Raw genomic sequence first — 15,140 nt, forward strand, 5'->3', positions numbered from 1 at the left:
TCATGGCCATTCCCTACGTTCAAGAGTGCAACGAGGCGATGAGCATCGTCAGCGGTGCCGCCACCGACATCGAGGAGGCCATCCAGGCCATCCGCGACCTCGTCGGCGACCAGACGTGGACCGGCTCCAAGGCCGACGACTGGGAGACCGACTTCAACGGGTTCGCCACCGACGCGACCAACAGCCTCGGCACCCCGCTCGACGAGGCCATGCGGACGGCCCGCTCCAACGCCGCCCGCTGGCAGGCCGAGAGCGCGAGCCCCGGCCCGAACTGACGGGCCGGGTGACGGGCGCCTGGCATCACGCCGGGTGGAGCAGTACCTCGACGTCCGAAGGAGCCGTGTCGGCGATCTTGCGGTCCCGGGTCAACAGCGGCACATCGAGCGCCTGCGCGAGGGCCACGTAGGCGCCGTCATAGGCATTGAAGTTGTGCCTCGACTGCCAAACCCGAGCGGCCATCGTCTCCACCGCGTACCGCGTGATCGGCAGGTCGACGAAGTCCTCGAGTGCGCGGCGCGCACGGGTCTCGGTGAGCTTGCCGCCGATGGTCAGGCCCCGAATCCCGTTGAGCACCTCGACTCCGACATGGGCAGGAGCGTGCAGCTTCCGCTCCGAGGCGAGTCTCTGCCGGAGCAGTTCATCGCCCGGGTCTTCGGCCAGCGCCCTGATCAGGACCGACGCATCGACGACGACGCCGGCCGTCACCGCCGGCCCTCGTGGATCGCCGACACGATCTCATCATCGGTCAGCGACACCGGCACTTTGCGACATTCGGTCGCAGAGTGCGTTCAGCCGGCGGCGGGAAGCGGGAGCTGCAGCAGGCTGCTGCAGCTGTCGTCGGCCACGATCAGCCGGTCCTGCCAGACGACGAGCGCCGCCACGAAGCCCAGGTGCGCCTCGAGGGCGGGCTGGTCGGCGTTGTCGCAGTCGGGGTCGTCGCCGTCGGGCGCCACGCCGGCGGCGAGCAGGTCGACGCCGTCGGCCGTGACGTGCAGCAGGCCGCCGCCGCGCGACCCGGGGATGCCGGTGCCGACGAACAGCCCGTCGCCGCCGTCGCCGGTGACGGCCGTGACGGACTGCCCGGAGAGCTCCGCGGGGATCGACCACGGGGTGCGGGCGGTTTCCTGCAGCGACTCGTCGAGCAGCACCAGCTCGGCCGGGGTGAGGACGGCGACCCCGGAGGCGGTGCGGGCGCTGGCGATGATGCCCTCGACCGGGGGCGTCAGCTGCTCCACGCCGGTGGGGTCGTCGGCGTCGCCGTCGACCCGCCACCAGGTGCCGGCCCACTGGACGTGGATGCCGTCGGGCAGCTCGAGCAGGGCCGACACGGGCACGTTCTCGACCTGGTCGGTCAGCGTGGCGACCTCGGTGAACTCGCCGTCGTCGAGGCTGATCGTGCCCAGCCTGGCCTCCGCGTTGTCGTCGGCCAGCGCCAGCAGGTGCTCGTCGCCGGCCAGCACGGTGACCGGCACGTGCCACGGGTCCTGGTCGTCGTCGGTCAGGGGCCGGGCGAGGCCGTCCGGGGCGAGGTCGAACAGGCCGCGCCCCCACTGGCTGCCGACGAGGTCGCCGTCGCGGCCCTCGGTGAGGAACACCGGCAACCGGAGCGGGGTGCCGGGCACCGCCTGCGCCTGCGTCAGCGACTCGCCGCTGCCGTCGCCCATGATGCGGCTCAGCCGGCCCTCGGCGGCGGCGGGCAGGCTGGACGGCGTCGGGCTCGGTTCGTCGCCGGGGTCGTCGCCACCACCGTCGCACCCGGCCGCCGTCGCCGCCAACAGGATCGCGGCCAGGACCGCCGTCACTCGCACAGGACGCACGAGACCCAACCGTACCCGTGCGACCGCACCGAGCCGGGCAGCGCGGCCCGATAGGCTCGACGGATGATCGACGCGCAGCGACTCCTGGGTGAGGTCGACCTCCACCTCATCGGCGAGGGCCGGCACGAGCGGCTCTGGGAGGTGCTGGGGGCGCGGGTCACGACCATCGACGACGTCGAGGGCACCGCGTTCACCGTCTGGGCGCCCAACGCCCGGCTGGTGCAGGTGGCGGGCGAGTTCAACGGCTGGGACGGCGGCCGGCACGCCATGACGCCGGTGGGAGGCGGCGTGTGGGGGCTGTTCGTCCCGGGCATCGGCGACGGCGCGCTGTACAAGTACAAGGTCCACGGCGCCGACGGCCACTGGCGCGACAAGGCCGACCCCATGGCGCTGCGCACCGAGGTCCCGCCCGCCCAGGCGTCCATCGTCCACCGCTCGGGCTACGAGTGGAACGACGAGGTCTGGCTGGCACAACGTCCCAGCTCGGCGCACGCGCACCCGATGTCGGTGTACGAGGTGCACCTGGGGTCGTGGCGGCGCGGACGGTCCTACCGCGAGCTCGCCGCCGAGCTGGCCGCGTACGTCACCGAGCTGGGCTTCACGCACGTCGAGCTGCTCCCCGTCGCCGAGCACCCGTTCGGCGGGTCGTGGGGCTACCAGGTGACGTCCTACTACGCGCCGACGTCGCGGTTCGGCCACCCCGACGACTTCAAGTACCTGGTCGACACCTTGCACCAGGCCGGCATCGGCGTGCTGCTCGACTGGGTGCCGGCGCACTTTCCGCGCGACGACTGGGCACTGGCCCGCTTCGACGGCACGCCGCTCTACGAGCACGCCGACCCGCGCCGCGGCGAGCACCCCGACTGGGGCACCTACGTCTTCGACTACGGCCGGCCCGAGGTGCGCAACTTCCTGGTGGCCAACGCGCTGTACTGGCTGACGGAGTACCACATCGACGGTCTGCGGGTCGACGCCGTCGCCTCCCTGCTCTACCTCGACTACTCGCGGCCCGAGGGCGCCTGGCTGCCCAACTCGCACGGCGGCCGCGAGAACCTCGACGCCATCGCGTTCCTGCAGGAGACCAACGCGACGGCGTACCGCTCGGTGCCGGGCATCGTCACCGTCGCCGAAGAGTCCACCGCCTGGCCGGGCGTCACCCGTCCCACCCACCTCGGCGGCCTCGGGTTCGGGCTGAAGTGGAACATGGGCTGGATGCACGACTCGCTGGCCTACCTGTCGCGCGACCCGATTCACCGCCAGTACCACCACCATCAGATGACGTTCTCGATGATGTACGCGTTCAGCGAGAACTTCATCCTCCCCCTCTCCCACGACGAGGTCGTGCACGGCAAGGGGTCGCTGCTCGGCAAGATGCCCGGCGACCGCTGGCAGCAACTGGCCACCCTGCGCGCGTTCTACGCCTTCATGTGGGCGCACCCGGGCAAGCAGCTGCTCTTCATGGGCTGCGAGTTCGGCCAGGAGTCCGAGTGGGCCGAGTCGCACGAGATCGAGTGGTGGCTGCTCGACCGACCGGCGCACGCGGGCCTGCAACGGCTGGTCACCGACTTGAACGGTATGTACCGGGTCGCGCCGGAGCTCTGGGCACTCGACAACGACCCGGCCGGCTTCGAGTGGATCGACGCCAACGACGCCCCCGGCAACGTGTTCTCGTTCCTGCGCCACGGCCCCGACGGCGAGCTGCTGGTCTGCGTGGCGAACTTCTCGGCGCTGCCGCACGAGGGCTACCGGGTCGGACTGCCGCACGCCGGCCCGTGGCAGGAGGTCCTGAACACCGACGCGGAGCTGTACGGGGGTTCCGGGGTCGGCAACCTCGGCGAGGTCACCGCCGTCGAGCAGCCCTGGCACGGCCGGCCCGCGTCGGCCGAGCTGCGGGTCCCGCCGCTCGGCACCCTCTGGCTCCGCCCCGCCTGACCCCGCACTCCCCGCCGTCGGCAGAGGGCGCCGTCACCCCCGGGGAATGGGGTGACGGCGCCCTCGTCCTACGCCGCCGGGGTCAGCCCCGGTCGACGGTGATGACCGGCGTGTCCCAGGTCTCGACGTGGGCCGGGTTCGACGGGTCGCCGAGCGGCTTGGTCGCCGTCAGCCGCAGCACGTAGCGGCCGTCGGGCACCTCGACCCGCCGGTCGCTGCCGGTGCCGCGCGGCCGGGTGCCGTCCCAGGTGTAGGCGTTGAACGCGGTCGCCGCGCCGCTGCGCCCGACGTAGTCCTCGGAGAGGACGGTGTTCAGCCGGCCACCCGCGTACGGGCGCCCCGCCGTGCCGTCGGCCTTGGCGTGGAAGAGCTGCAGCGACACGTTCTGCGCGGCGTGCTCGAGGTGCGCCAGGACGACCGGGTAGTCGCCCTCGGTCATGGTGAACGTCGCGCCGTCGGGCAGCAGCGCGAACTGGCCGCCCATGGTGCAGTTGACGCCAACGTAGCGCTGGCAGGCCGTGACGTCGCCGAGCGCGGGCAGCCCGGCTCCGGCGTCGGTGAGAATCGGCAGCTGCTGGTAGTCGCCGGTGAACCCGGCGAACGGCACCCGCAGCGGCTGACCGTCGGCCGGGGTCAGGACGACCCAGCCGCCGTACTGGCCCAGCACGGGCTCGGCCGGCGCGGTCACCGTCACGTCCACCGTCGCGGACGAACCGGCCGGCACCGTCACCGACGGCGCCGAGAACGCCACCGTGGCGCCGCCCTCGAAGAACGACGGGTTGTTCGGCGCACCCGCGGTGGTGATGCCGTCGGCGTGCGACAGCTCGTACGTGACCGCGGTGTCGCCGTCGTTCGTCAGGGTCAGCGTCCGAACAGCGGCGCCCGCCTCGCTCTCGCCGAGCGACAGCTTGCCCGGCGCCACGGCGACGGGCGACAGGATCGCGTCGTCGATGTCGAGCATGCCCGCACCCTGCCGGTGCGCCGGCTCGAGGTACCCGGCGTCGGGGACCAGCGACCAGTCGGCCGGGTCGGCGCTGTTCTGCAGCACGTCGCGGACCTGCGCCGGCGTCAAGCCCGGGTGCGCCTGCAGCAGCAGGGCGACCGCGCCGGCCACGTGCGGCGACGCCATGGAGGTGCCGGAGATGACGGCGTACCCGTCGCCCTCGAGCGGGTAGGTCGAGCGGATCAGCCCGCCCGGCGCGCCCAGGTCCGGCTTCAGCGACAGGTCCGACGCCATGCCGTAGGAGCTGAACGACGAGATCAGCCCGGCGGTCGTGTTCTCGATGGTGGTCGTCTCGTCGGTCCAGGTCAGCACCGCGTCGCCGGCGGCGATGCGGCCGTCCAGCTCGATGCCGTCGTCCTGGGACAGCGCGACGACGGGGACGGTGATCGGCGGGTCGGCCGGCGACGGCGGGGCCACCGTCGGCGAGAGCGCACCGGGCACGTTGTTGTAGAGGATGACGGCGGCGGCCCCGGCCTCCTGGGCGTTGCGCGCCTTCTCGTAGAACGGGCAGGTGCCGCGCTCGACCAGCGCGACGGTGCCGCTGAGGTCCGGCAGGGCGCCGGTGGCCGTGCAGGCGTCCGCGGTCGAGTCCGGGGTGCCGGTGCGCGACAGCGGAAGGCTCCCCTCCGTCGGCGCCGACGGCGACCCGGTCGCCTCGGCGTAGCCGAACTCGCGGCCGTCGGGGGTGACGGTGAACATCCGCGCGTCGTACTCGGTGTTGTCGAACGACGCGACGCCGATGACCTTCTCGCCGACACCGGGGGCGCCCGCGGACCAGGTGCCGGCCGCGCCGTTGTTGCCGATGGAGGCGACGACGACCACGCCCTCGTCGACGAGCGCGTCGCTCGCCGTCGCCGTCGGGTACTCCGGCCAGGTGACGAACCCGGCGCCGAGGCTCATGTTCACGACGTCCATGTCGTCGGCGTGCGCCCGCTCGAGCGCGGCGAGGATGATGTCCGACGTCGTCGAGCCGCCGCAGCCGAACACGCGGTAGGCGCCGAACTCGACGTCCGGGGCCACGCCGAGCACGCCGCCGGCCGCGCTGTCGCCGCTCGCACCGACGATCCCGGCGACGTGACTGCCGTGTCCATTGCAGTCGTCCGGGTTGTCGTCGGGGCTGGCGACCGGCTGATAGGCGGCCGAGGTGTCGTCGGCGTTGTAGTCGTCGCCGACGAAGTCGTAGCCGGCCACGACGCGGCCGGTCGGGAACGCCGTCCCGCCGGGCGTACCGCCACCGCCGAGGTCCGGGTGGTCGATGTCGATGCCGGTGTCGATGACGGCGACCCGGAGGCCGTCGCCGGTGAAGCCGAGCTCGCTCTGCGCGACGTCGGCGCCGGTCATGCCCAGCGCGGAGTCCATGGCGGGCTCCGTCGCGGCGGGGTCGGGCGCGTCGACGGTGACGACGGGGTACACCGCGGCGACCTCGGCGGAGCCGGCCAGCCGGCTGATGTCGGTCTCGGACGCCGACACCGACAGGCCGTTCCACAGCCGGTCGTAGGTGTAGCGAACGTCCACGTCAGCGCCCATGGCGTCGGCCTGCGCGAGGAACCGGTCCTGCTGCCGCTCGGCCGCCGCACGGCTGCCGCCGTCGGCCACGGGCTTCGCGGTCAGCTCGACGAACCAGGCGCCGGTGGGCTCGTGGATCAGCTCGTCGGTGGGCTCGGGCAGGCCGGCCAGCTCCGAGAGGGAGCCCAGGTAGCCGTCGTCGCCGGCACCGGTCGCGGGCGCGGCGGAGCCGGCGGCCACGGTTCCGAGCGTCCCCGTGGCCAGTGCCAATGCGGCAGCGGCCGCGGTAGCGGCCCGCCTCCCCGGCGCTCTCGATGGTCGTGTCATCGGCGCTCCTCGTTCAGTCGTACGGCATGACAAGGCCCCGCCGGTCGGACGGGGTTGCCCCGTAACCTATGTGCGTTTTCGCCTCGATTGGAAGGCTTGACGGGAAGTCGGCCCGTCTTGTCACCCTGAATCAGGAGAAATCAACCGGGGCGTCCGGCCCATACCGGACGGATCTTGCTCGCCGCAACCTCTTGTCACCGCGCGGCCGAGGCGACAGGATGACCAGCACCTCCGCCCGCCCACGTCTTCCAGGGGCCGCCTCATGTGGACTCGCACGCTGCCCGCAGCCGGCCTCGCCGGGCTGCTCACGCTGTCCGTCGCGCTCTCCGCGCCGGCCGCTCCCGAGGACACGCTCGCGCCGCCGACGACGGTGCGCGAGCCCGAGGACCGCTCGGCGCCGTCGTCCATCACGCCGTCGGTCGACCTGCCCTCGCTCGGCGCCGCACTGCGCTCGCCGTCCTCCGTCGCGGCGACGGCGGACCTGCCCGGCAAGCCACGCAACGACGTCATCGTCGACGTGCCGGTGAACCCGAACGACGCCTCGATCCCGATGAACCTCGTGCCGTACCACGAGTTCGCGCCGAGGCTGCGCGCGCTGCAGGAGAGCGACCGGGTCAGCGTCGAGATCATCGGCCAGTCCGCGGGCGGGCGCGACCTGCACCTCGTCGTCGTCACGTCGCCCATGACCGACGCGGACTGGACGGAGTGGCAGCGGCTCTCGGACCTGCGCACCGAGGACCCCGACGCCGCGATCGCCGCCATGCAGGCCGGCGAGTACGACGACTGGAAGTCGCCGCTGTTCGTCAACAACAACATCCACGGCAACGAGTGGGAGGGCACCGACGGCGCGCTGCAGGCGCTCGACCGGCTGGCGTTCTCCGACGACCCCGAGGTCGTGGAGCTGCTCGACCAGCACGTCATCGCCGTCGTCGTGTCGAACAACCCGGACGGCCGCATCGCCGGCGTCCGCCCCAACGGCAACGGGTTCGACATCAACCGCGACTACATCACCGCTTCGCAGCCGGAGTCGCGCGCCGTCCGCGCCCAGCTGATCCGCTACGAGCCGCTGACCATGCTCGACGAGCACGGCTACGTCAACCCGACGCTGATCGAGCCGACCACCGGCCCGCACGGCGAGAACTACGAGTACGACCTCTACATCCGCCAGGCCATCCGCAACGCCCTGGCCATGGAGGAGGCCGTCCTGGCCCTCGGCGAGCCGGAGGTCACCGCGGCCGACATCCCGTGGCGGGACTACGACACGGGCTGGGACGACTGGCCGCCGATCTTCACGCCGATGTACGCGATGTACCACGGCGCCGTCGGGCACACCGTCGAGATCCCGCTGAACCCGCGGGGCGCCACCCTGACGCCGGAGCAGCGGCACGAGCGCACCCGCGTCAACACCGCCGTCGCCCGGGCCACCATCGAGGGGAACTTCGCCTGGGCGCACGAGAACCGGATGAGCCTGCTCGCCGACCAGCTGGAGATCTTCCGGCGCGGCGAGGCGGGCGAGTCGTCGCGGCCCATCGACGACGGACTCGCCCTGTCGCTCGCGCTCGGCGCGAACAAGGAGACGTTCCTGCAGGACTACCCGCGGGCCTACGTCATCCAGCCCGAGCGCCGCGGAGACGCGGCCGCCGCGCGACTGGCGCAGTTCCTCCTCGACAACGACGTCGAGGTGCACCAGGCGCGGCGGCCGTTCACCGCGGGCGGCACGGTCTACCCGGCCGGCTCGTACGTGGTCGACATGTTCCAGGCCAAGCGCGGCCTGGCCAACACGATCCTGGACGTCGGCCGCGACGTCACCACGAACTTCCCGACCATGTACGACATCTCCGCGTGGAGCCAGGGCTCGCTCTGGGGCGCGACGACGGTGGTGGTGCCGGCGGGCGGCTCGCTCGAGACCCGCGCACTGTCGGAGATCGACGCGGTGGCGCCGACGGGGTACGTGGCGCCCGGGCGGCCCGCGCACTACGGGTTCAGCGCCGACACGCTGGCCGGCATCCAGGCGGTCAACGCGTTCGTCGACGCCGACGTGACGGTGCGGCGGACGACGGCCGGGCTGTTCACGGTGCCGGGGTCGGCGCGCACGCTGGTCGAGCAGGCGGCCGCCGTCTACGGCATCGAGTTCTCGGCGCTGTCGGCCGGCGCGGTCCGCGGAGCCGTCCCCGTCGGCGTCGATCGGGTCGGGACGAGTGCCTCGGCCGACGAGCTGCACGCGCTGGCCCGCATGGGCTTCGCGACCACGAACGTGACCGCGGCCGGGTTCAACGGCGGCACCTACACGTTCGACGACTTCGACGCGCTCTACGTGTCCACCACCGGGTTCAACCCGCTGCAGCTCGACGCCACCCGGCAGGCGGAGTTCACAGCCTGGCGAGCGGCCGGCGGGGCCATCGTCGGCCGCGGCGCCGGCGGCGTCACGTTCAACTCGCGGGCGGCACTGCTGCCGGTGTCGGCGGTCCCGGCGCGCAGCGACGCCAACGGCATCGTCGCCGTGGTCAACGACCCGGCCTCGCCCGTGACCAGTGACGCTTCGCCGTCGTCGTTCGTCAGCTCGCCGCGGCACTTCACCGACCTGGGCGCCGGGGTCCGGGTCGACCAGCGCCTCGGCGGCGAGGGCTTCGTCCTGGCCGGGCACTGGATCGGGTCGGAGGCCGCGGCCGGGCAGCCGGTCGTCGTCAGCGGCGTGGCCGGCGGCGCCGACGTCACGCTGTTCGCCACCGAGCCGCTGTACCGCTCGCATCCGGAAGGCCTGTTCCCGCAGGTCGCGAACGCCCTCTGGCAGTAGCGACCTGGTCCGTGCGGGGAGTCGTCACTCGCTGCGGAGGTGACGACTCCCCGTTTCTCTGCGTCAGGCGAGCCCGGTGACGACGGTGGCGTCCCACTCGTCGTCGTGGGTGGTACTTGCGGTGAGCCCGGCCTGCTCGACGGCGTCGGCGGCGGCCGTGGCCTGGGCGGCGCTCAGCTCCAGGAGGAGGACGCCGCCGTCGTCGCGCAGCCAGTGCGGGGCGCCGGCGGCGATGCGGCGGACGAGGTCGAGCCCGTCGCCGCCGCCGTCGAGGGCGATGCGCGGCTCGTGGTCGCGGGCCTCGGGCGGCATGAACGCGATGGCCGCCGTCGGCACGTAGGGCGGGCTGGCCAGCAGGACATCGACGGTGCCCGCGAGGTCCGGCGGCAGCGCGTCGAACAGGTCGCCCTGGTGGACGTGGCCGGCCGGTCCGATGTTGCGGCGCGCGCACGCGACGGTGGCAGGGTCGAGGTCGGCGGCGTGCAGCTCGACGCCGTCGAGACCGCGGGTGGCGGCGAGCCCGAGCGCCCCCGTCCCGCAACACAGATCGACGAGCACCGAACCTCGGCGCACGTGCTGCCGGGCCGTGGTGACGAGGAGCTCGCTGCGGTGCCGCGGCACGAACACGCCCGGGTCGACCTCGACGCGCAAGCCGGCGAACTCGGCCCATCCGAGGACGTGCTCGAGCGGCTCGCCGGCGACCCGGCGCTCGACCATGCGCTCCACCTCGGCCGGCGTCGACGCGGTCTCGCGGATCAGCCGGGCCTCGTCCTCGGCGAACACGCACCCCGCCGCCCGCAACCGCGCGACGACCCCGTCGTCCACCACCACACCGCCACCCTACCCACCGAGTTGATCTTGGAGCTGTTCGGCCATCCATCGGACATTCCGGACCGGAATTGCCGAAGAACTCCAAGATCAACTTCGGGTCGGGGTGGGAGCGGTCGGGGTGGGAGCGGCGACGGGGGTGGTGCGGGCAGCCAGCTCCAGGACGCGGCGGGCCTGCTCGACCATGGCGACGTCGACGAAGCGGCCGCCGGGGAGGACGGCGGTGCCGGAGCCGGCCGCCGTCGCCGCGTCCATGGCCTCGACGACCTCGGTGGCGGCGGCGATCTCGGCCGCCGAAGGACGGAAGGCGGCCTCGATGACGGGGAGCTGCCGGGGGTGGATCGCGGCCCGCCCGACGAAGCCCAGCCCGCGGCCGCGCACGCACGAGGCGGCCAGCCCGGCACCGTCGGCGAGGTCGGTCCAGACCGCCATGGCCGGCGCGGGCAGACCGGCGGCCCGGGCGGCGACCACGAGCCGCTGCCGGCACCAGTCGAGCCCCTCGGAGACGCCCGGACCGGACAGTCCCAGGTCGGATGCGAGGTCGGCCTCACCCAGCCCGATCGACGCCACCCCCGGGGCCGACGCGATCGCGTACGCCGCCTCGACGCCGGCCGCGGTCTCGAGCAGCACGTGCACCGGCCGGTCCCCCGCGACCGACCGCACCGACGCCACGTCGTCCGGCGACGACACCTTCGGCACCCGCACCGACACCGACGGCGGCAGCCCGGCGAGGAGCTCCAGGTCGGCAACGCCCCACGGCGTCGACGGCGCGTTGACGCGCACCTGCACGTCACGACCGTCCACACCAGCGAGCACCGGCTCGACCGCCGACCGCGCGGTGTCCTTCGCCGACGGCGCCACCGCGTCCTCGAGGTCCAGGATCACGACGTCGGCGGACGACGCCAGCGCCTTGACGGCACGGTCGGGGCGATCGGCGGGCACGTACAGGAGCGTCAGGACGAGGCTCATACGACTCCCTCGGAGCGGAGCGAGGCGATTTCATCCAATGAATAACCGAGTTCACTCAGTAAATCAGATGTGTCGGCGCCGTGCGCACGCCCGGTCCACCGCACGGACCCCGGCGTCTCGGACAGCCGGAACAGCACGTTCTGCATCGCGACCTCACCGAAGTCCGGATCATCGACGCGCACCACCGTCCCCAACGCGTCCAGCTGCGGGTCGGTGACGATGTCCGCCGCATCGTAGATCGGGGCGACCGCCGCCTCCACCCGCTCGAACTCCGCGACCACCTCGTCACGAGAACGCACCGACACCCACGCCGCCACCGCCGCGTCCAGCTCCTCGACGTGCTCGGCGCGACCGGACCCCGTCGCGAACCAGGGCTCGTCGATGACGTCGGGCCGCCCGACCAGGCGCATGACCCGCTCGGCGATGCTCTGCGAGCTGGTCGACACCGCGACCCACTGGCCGTCGGCGCACCGGTAGGTGTTGCGCGGCGCGTTGTTGGCCGACCGGTTGCCGGTGCGCGGCTGGACGGTGCCGAGCTGGTCCCAGCGGGTGATCTGCGGCCCGAGCACCGACAGCATCGGCTCGAGGATCGCGAGGTCGACCACCTGCCCCCGCCCGCTCGCCGCCCGCGCGTGCAGCGCGGACGTCACGGCGAAGGCCGTCGCCAGCGCCGTGATGCCGTCGGCCAGCCCGAACGGCGGCAGCGTCGGCGGGCCGTCGGGCTCACCGGTCATGGCGGCGAACCCGCTCATCGCCTCGGCCAGCGTGCCGAACCCGGGCCGCCGCCGGTAGGGCCCGACCTGCCCGAACCCGGTCACGCGGGCCAGCACCAGCCCCGGATTCCCTGCCGACAAGTCGGAGTACCCCAGGTTCCACCGCTCCAGCGTGTCCGGCCGGAAGTTCTCGATGACGACGTCGGACTCGCGCGCCAGCCGCCGGAACACCTCCTGCCCGCGCTCGTGCGAGAGATCCAGCGTCATCGTCCGCTTGTTCCTGCCGAGCGTCTTCCACCACAGGTTCTGCCCGTCCTTCGCCGGCCCGTGGCCCCGCGACGGGTCCGGCCGGCGCGGGTGCTCGACCTTGACGACGTCGGCGCCCATGTCGCCGAGGTGCATGGCCGCGAGCGGCCCGGCGAACAGCGTCGCGGCGTCGACGACCCGCAGCCCTGCCAGCGGCCCCGTCACGACAACCCCACCGCGCAGCGGAAGCCGACCGACGGCGACCGGTCCAGCCCCGCGCCCATCAGCAGGTACTTGGCCGAGAACGACGGCGCCCGCTCGCCGCCGTCGAAGTACCAGTCCAACCCCGTCGGCACGAAGGCCGACCCGCCCTTGAGGATCAGGAACCGGGTGCGGCCGTCGGTGTGCTCGCTCTCGGTGAGGTTCCAGACGGCGGGCGCGCCGCGCGAGAGCAGCCCCGCCTCCCCCGCCACCTGCCACTCGTCCTCGGTCGGCAGCCGCAGCCCGGCCCACGCGGCGTACGCGCGGGCGTCGGCGAGGTCGACATGGGTGACGGGGTCGGACCCGCGCCGCTCGGCCCAGTGCGCCAGGAACCGCTCGGCCCGCACGGGCCGGTAGCCGGTCGCGGACAGGAACGCGGCGAACTCGTCGTTCGTGACCTCGGTCCGGCCGACGGCGAACGGCGCCAGCTCCGCCCGTCGGTGCGCCGTGCCGGCGGCGTGCAGTCGCGGCGGCAGCGGCTTCCACTCGTCGACGTACGGAGCCTCGTCGTAGAGGCCGGTCTCGCGGATCCGGTAGCGCACGACCAGGTCGTACCCGCCGCCGTCGACCCGCACCATTCCCGGCGGGACGGCGTCAGCTGCGGCCGCGGGGGCGGGGACACGCGTGGCCGGCCGCAGCGGAAACTCCCGGTCCTCGTCGACGACGGTGTCACCCGCGGCGACCGTCGCGGCCAGCACCGCCGCCACGCCGCCCGCGGGCAGCCGGCCGCCGATCACCGTCCGCCCGGCGTCGTCCTTGAACACGTCCAGTGCGACACCGGTCGTCAGCTCCGTGAACGCCATCCCGGGCGCGACCACGTCCGTCGTCAACCAGGGGCCGGACCACTCCTGGTCGCCGCGGTTCACGACGGTCCACAGTGCGACGCCGTCGTGCACCCAGCGAGACGCGTACACGGGAGCGCCGTCGCCCGGGTGGTCGGCCAGCGGCGTCCAGTCCTCGCTCTGCAGCCAGGCGCGGTACTCGCGCTGCACCCGGCGCATCGAGCGCAGCAGCGACCGGTCGCGCGCGCTCCAGCCGACCCAGACGCCGAACACCGTCTCCCACACCAGCATCCCGGAGCCGTTCAGCCAGGCCGACTGCAGCTCCTCGAGGTGGCTGTGATGCCAGCGGCGGGTGTGGTGCAGCACGTGCCGCCGCTCGAACCAGGTGGCCCGCAGCACGCCCGGCACCGGCGAGTCGGCGAACCACTGCGCCCACGACATCGTGTGGTCGTGCACGCGGGCCAGCGGCAGCCGCGACTCGCCCTCCATGGCCAGGCCCGGCCGCAGCACGTCCAGCGCCGTCCGGATCGCCGTCGAGCCCTCCTTGGAGCTGTCGAGGAAGACGCCGTCGGCGCCCAGCCGCTCGACCAGCTCGACCACCGCCGCAGGTGAGGACTCCTCCCACGGGTAGTACGACACGAACACCCGCACGCCGGCGGCCTGGAACCGCGCGACGACATCCGGCAGCTCGGGCACGTCGAAGAAGGCGAACTGGTCCCGCTCGTCGATGCCCTCGTTCGGGTAGGCGTGCCAGAGGACGACGCCGTCGAACCCGCCGAAGTCGCGCTCGGCCGCCGCGAGGTAGCCGTCGACGTCGAACCGGCCGGTCGCGTGGTCGTAGAGCAGCTCGTCCCAGAGCCAGGCCAGCGCGACGACGAACCCGTCGGTCCGCTCGACGCCGTAGCGCGCGCCGTCGTACCCGACCCGCTCCCGCGCCTCGGTCCGCCACCGCCGAAGCGCGGCCCGCCAGGCCGGCCAGTCGGCGGGGTCGTCGGGTGCGGCGAAGATCTTCGCCTCGTCCAGCACCGACAGGTCGGCGGCCGGGTCCAGCGGCACCGCCGTCTCGCGGTCGATCGGTCGCGGCACGTACGGGTTCAGCATCAGTCCTCCGACAGGAACGCGTCGATCTCGGCCCGGCTCGGCATGGACGACGACGCGCCCGGCCGCTGCACGGACAGCGCGGCCGCCGCCGACGCCCGCCGCAGAGCCGCCGGCCACTCCAGGCCCGACGCCAGGCCGGCGGCGAGGACCCCGGCGAACGTGTCGCCGGCCGCGGTGGTGTCGACGGCGGCGACGGCGAACGCCGCGACCTGCGTCGTCGACTCACCGGACACCCGCACGGCGCCGCGTGCCCCCAGCGTCACGACGACGTCGCCGCCGCGCGCGGCCAGCGAGCGCGCCGCCGTCACGGGGTCGCCGTCGCCCGTCAGCAGCGCCGCCTCGTGCTCGTTCGGCACCAGGACGTCGACCGCGGCCAGCAGCTCCTCCGGAAGGGGGACGGCGGGCGCCGGGGTCAGCACGACGCGTACGCCGCGCTCGTGCGCGTAGCGCGCCGCCTCCGTCACCAGGGCCAGCGGCAGTTCCAGCTGCAGCAGCACCGCGTCCGCGGCGTCGATCACCGCCCGGTGCGCGTCTGTCAGCTCCGTCACGGTCCCGTTGGCGCCCGGCACGACGACGATCGAGTTGTCGCCGTCGCCGTCGACGGTGATGTGCGCGGTCCCCGTCGGCCGGTCGCTCACCACGAGGCCGGACACGTCGACGCCGTCGGCGGAGAGCAGGGCGGTGATGCGGAGGCCGAAGTCGTCGTCGCCCACGGCGCCGAGGAACGCGACGTCGGCGCCCGCCCGGGCCGCCGCCAGGGCCTGGTTCGCGCCCTTGCCGCCGGGCACGGTGTCGTACGTGCGGCCGGTGACGGTCTCGCCGCGACCGGGCGCGCGGTCGACGGTCACGACGAGGTCCATG

At 73.5% G+C, this 15,140-nt stretch carries 11 protein-coding genes; 3 read left to right on the plus strand and 8 right to left on the minus strand.

Translation table 11 applies throughout. The annotated features are described in order from the left end of the window. The first annotated feature begins 2 nt into the window (after nucleotides 1-2). The gene (locus tag HD601_RS25875) at nucleotides 3-275 is read left to right on the plus strand and encodes a hypothetical protein (RefSeq protein WP_184826828.1); all 273 of its coding nucleotides are present in this window, start codon (nucleotides 3-5) and stop codon (nucleotides 273-275) included. A gap of 25 nt (nucleotides 276-300) precedes the next feature. Here the strand turns inward: HD601_RS25875 and HD601_RS25880 are convergent, their stop codons facing one another. Both HD601_RS25880 and HD601_RS25885 read right to left on the minus strand, forming a co-directional pair. After that, nucleotides 301-705, minus strand: coding sequence for a PIN domain-containing protein (locus HD601_RS25880; RefSeq protein WP_184826830.1), 405 nt, complete (start codon nucleotides 703-705; stop codon nucleotides 301-303). Between the two features lie 83 nt (nucleotides 706-788). Further along, nucleotides 789-1,817 (minus strand): hypothetical protein, encoded by a 1,029-nt coding sequence (locus tag HD601_RS25885; RefSeq protein WP_184826832.1) that lies wholly within the window; start codon nucleotides 1,815-1,817, stop codon nucleotides 789-791. A gap of 63 nt (nucleotides 1,818-1,880) precedes the next feature. Between HD601_RS25885 and glgB the strand changes: the two genes are divergently transcribed. Continuing rightward, the gene (gene glgB, locus HD601_RS25890) at nucleotides 1,881-3,749 is read left to right on the plus strand and encodes a 1,4-alpha-glucan branching protein GlgB (RefSeq protein ID WP_184826834.1); all 1,869 of its coding nucleotides are present in this window, start codon (nucleotides 1,881-1,883) and stop codon (nucleotides 3,747-3,749) included. 82 nt (nucleotides 3,750-3,831) lie between these two features. Here glgB and HD601_RS35085 read toward each other — a convergent pair whose 3' ends face one another. Further along, nucleotides 3,832-6,585, minus strand: coding sequence for a S8 family serine peptidase (locus HD601_RS35085; RefSeq protein ID WP_184826836.1), 2,754 nt, complete (start codon nucleotides 6,583-6,585; stop codon nucleotides 3,832-3,834). Nucleotides 6,586-6,847: 262 nt separating this feature from the next. On the opposite strand from HD601_RS35085, the gene HD601_RS25900 reads away from it, so the two are divergent. Next, a complete protein-coding gene (locus tag HD601_RS25900; RefSeq protein ID WP_184826838.1) occupies nucleotides 6,848-9,379 on the plus strand; it encodes a M14 family zinc carboxypeptidase in 2,532 nt (843 codons plus the stop codon). 63 nt (nucleotides 9,380-9,442) lie between these two features. On the opposite strand, the gene HD601_RS25905 is transcribed toward HD601_RS25900, so the two are convergent. From HD601_RS25905 to HD601_RS25925, 5 genes are all read right to left on the minus strand, one after another. Continuing rightward, nucleotides 9,443-10,204, minus strand: coding sequence for a putative protein N(5)-glutamine methyltransferase (locus tag HD601_RS25905; RefSeq protein WP_184830185.1), 762 nt, complete (start codon nucleotides 10,202-10,204; stop codon nucleotides 9,443-9,445). Between the two features lie 93 nt (nucleotides 10,205-10,297). Beyond that, entirely contained in the window at nucleotides 10,298-11,176 is an 879-nt protein-coding gene (locus HD601_RS25910) for an HpcH/HpaI aldolase/citrate lyase family protein (protein ID WP_184826840.1), read from the minus strand. After that, nucleotides 11,173-12,360, minus strand: coding sequence for a CoA transferase (locus tag HD601_RS25915; protein ID WP_184826842.1), 1,188 nt, complete (start codon nucleotides 12,358-12,360; stop codon nucleotides 11,173-11,175). The genes HD601_RS25910 and HD601_RS25915 overlap by 4 nt, the downstream gene beginning before the upstream one ends. Beyond that, nucleotides 12,357-14,279, minus strand: a complete 1,923-nt coding sequence (locus tag HD601_RS25920) for an SUMF1/EgtB/PvdO family nonheme iron enzyme (protein WP_184826844.1) — start codon at nucleotides 14,277-14,279, stop codon at nucleotides 12,357-12,359. The genes HD601_RS25915 and HD601_RS25920 overlap by 4 nt, the downstream gene beginning before the upstream one ends. Beyond that, entirely contained in the window at nucleotides 14,279-15,139 is an 861-nt protein-coding gene (locus tag HD601_RS25925) for a PfkB family carbohydrate kinase (RefSeq protein WP_221441685.1), read from the minus strand. The genes HD601_RS25920 and HD601_RS25925 overlap by 1 nt, the downstream gene beginning before the upstream one ends. Nucleotide 15,140: the final 1 nt, after the last annotated feature.

The organism is Jiangella mangrovi (assembly GCF_014204975.1).
GTDB lineage: Bacteria > Actinomycetota > Actinomycetes > Jiangellales > Jiangellaceae > Jiangella > Jiangella mangrovi.

What these genes read in the sequence shown, in the direction of transcription:
- HD601_RS25875 (WP_184826828.1), top strand. Translation starts at nt 3, where the DNA reads ATGGCCATTCCCTACGTTCAAGAGTGCAACGAGGCGATGAGCATCGTC.
- glgB (WP_184826834.1), top strand. Translation starts at nt 1,881, where the DNA reads ATGATCGACGCGCAGCGACTCCTGGGTGAGGTCGACCTCCACCTCATC.
- HD601_RS35085 (WP_184826836.1), bottom strand. Translation starts at nt 6,585, where the DNA reads ATGACACGACCATCGAGAGCGCCGGGGAGGCGGGCCGCTACCGCGGCC.
- HD601_RS25900 (WP_184826838.1), top strand. Translation starts at nt 6,848, where the DNA reads ATGTGGACTCGCACGCTGCCCGCAGCCGGCCTCGCCGGGCTGCTCACG.
- HD601_RS25910 (WP_184826840.1), bottom strand. Translation starts at nt 11,176, where the DNA reads ATGAGCCTCGTCCTGACGCTCCTGTACGTGCCCGCCGATCGCCCCGAC.
- HD601_RS25920 (WP_184826844.1), bottom strand. Translation starts at nt 14,279, where the DNA reads ATGCTGAACCCGTACGTGCCGCGACCGATCGACCGCGAGACGGCGGTG.
- HD601_RS25925 (WP_221441685.1), bottom strand. Translation starts at nt 15,139, where the DNA reads ATGGACCTCGTCGTGACCGTCGACCGCGCGCCCGGTCGCGGCGAGACC.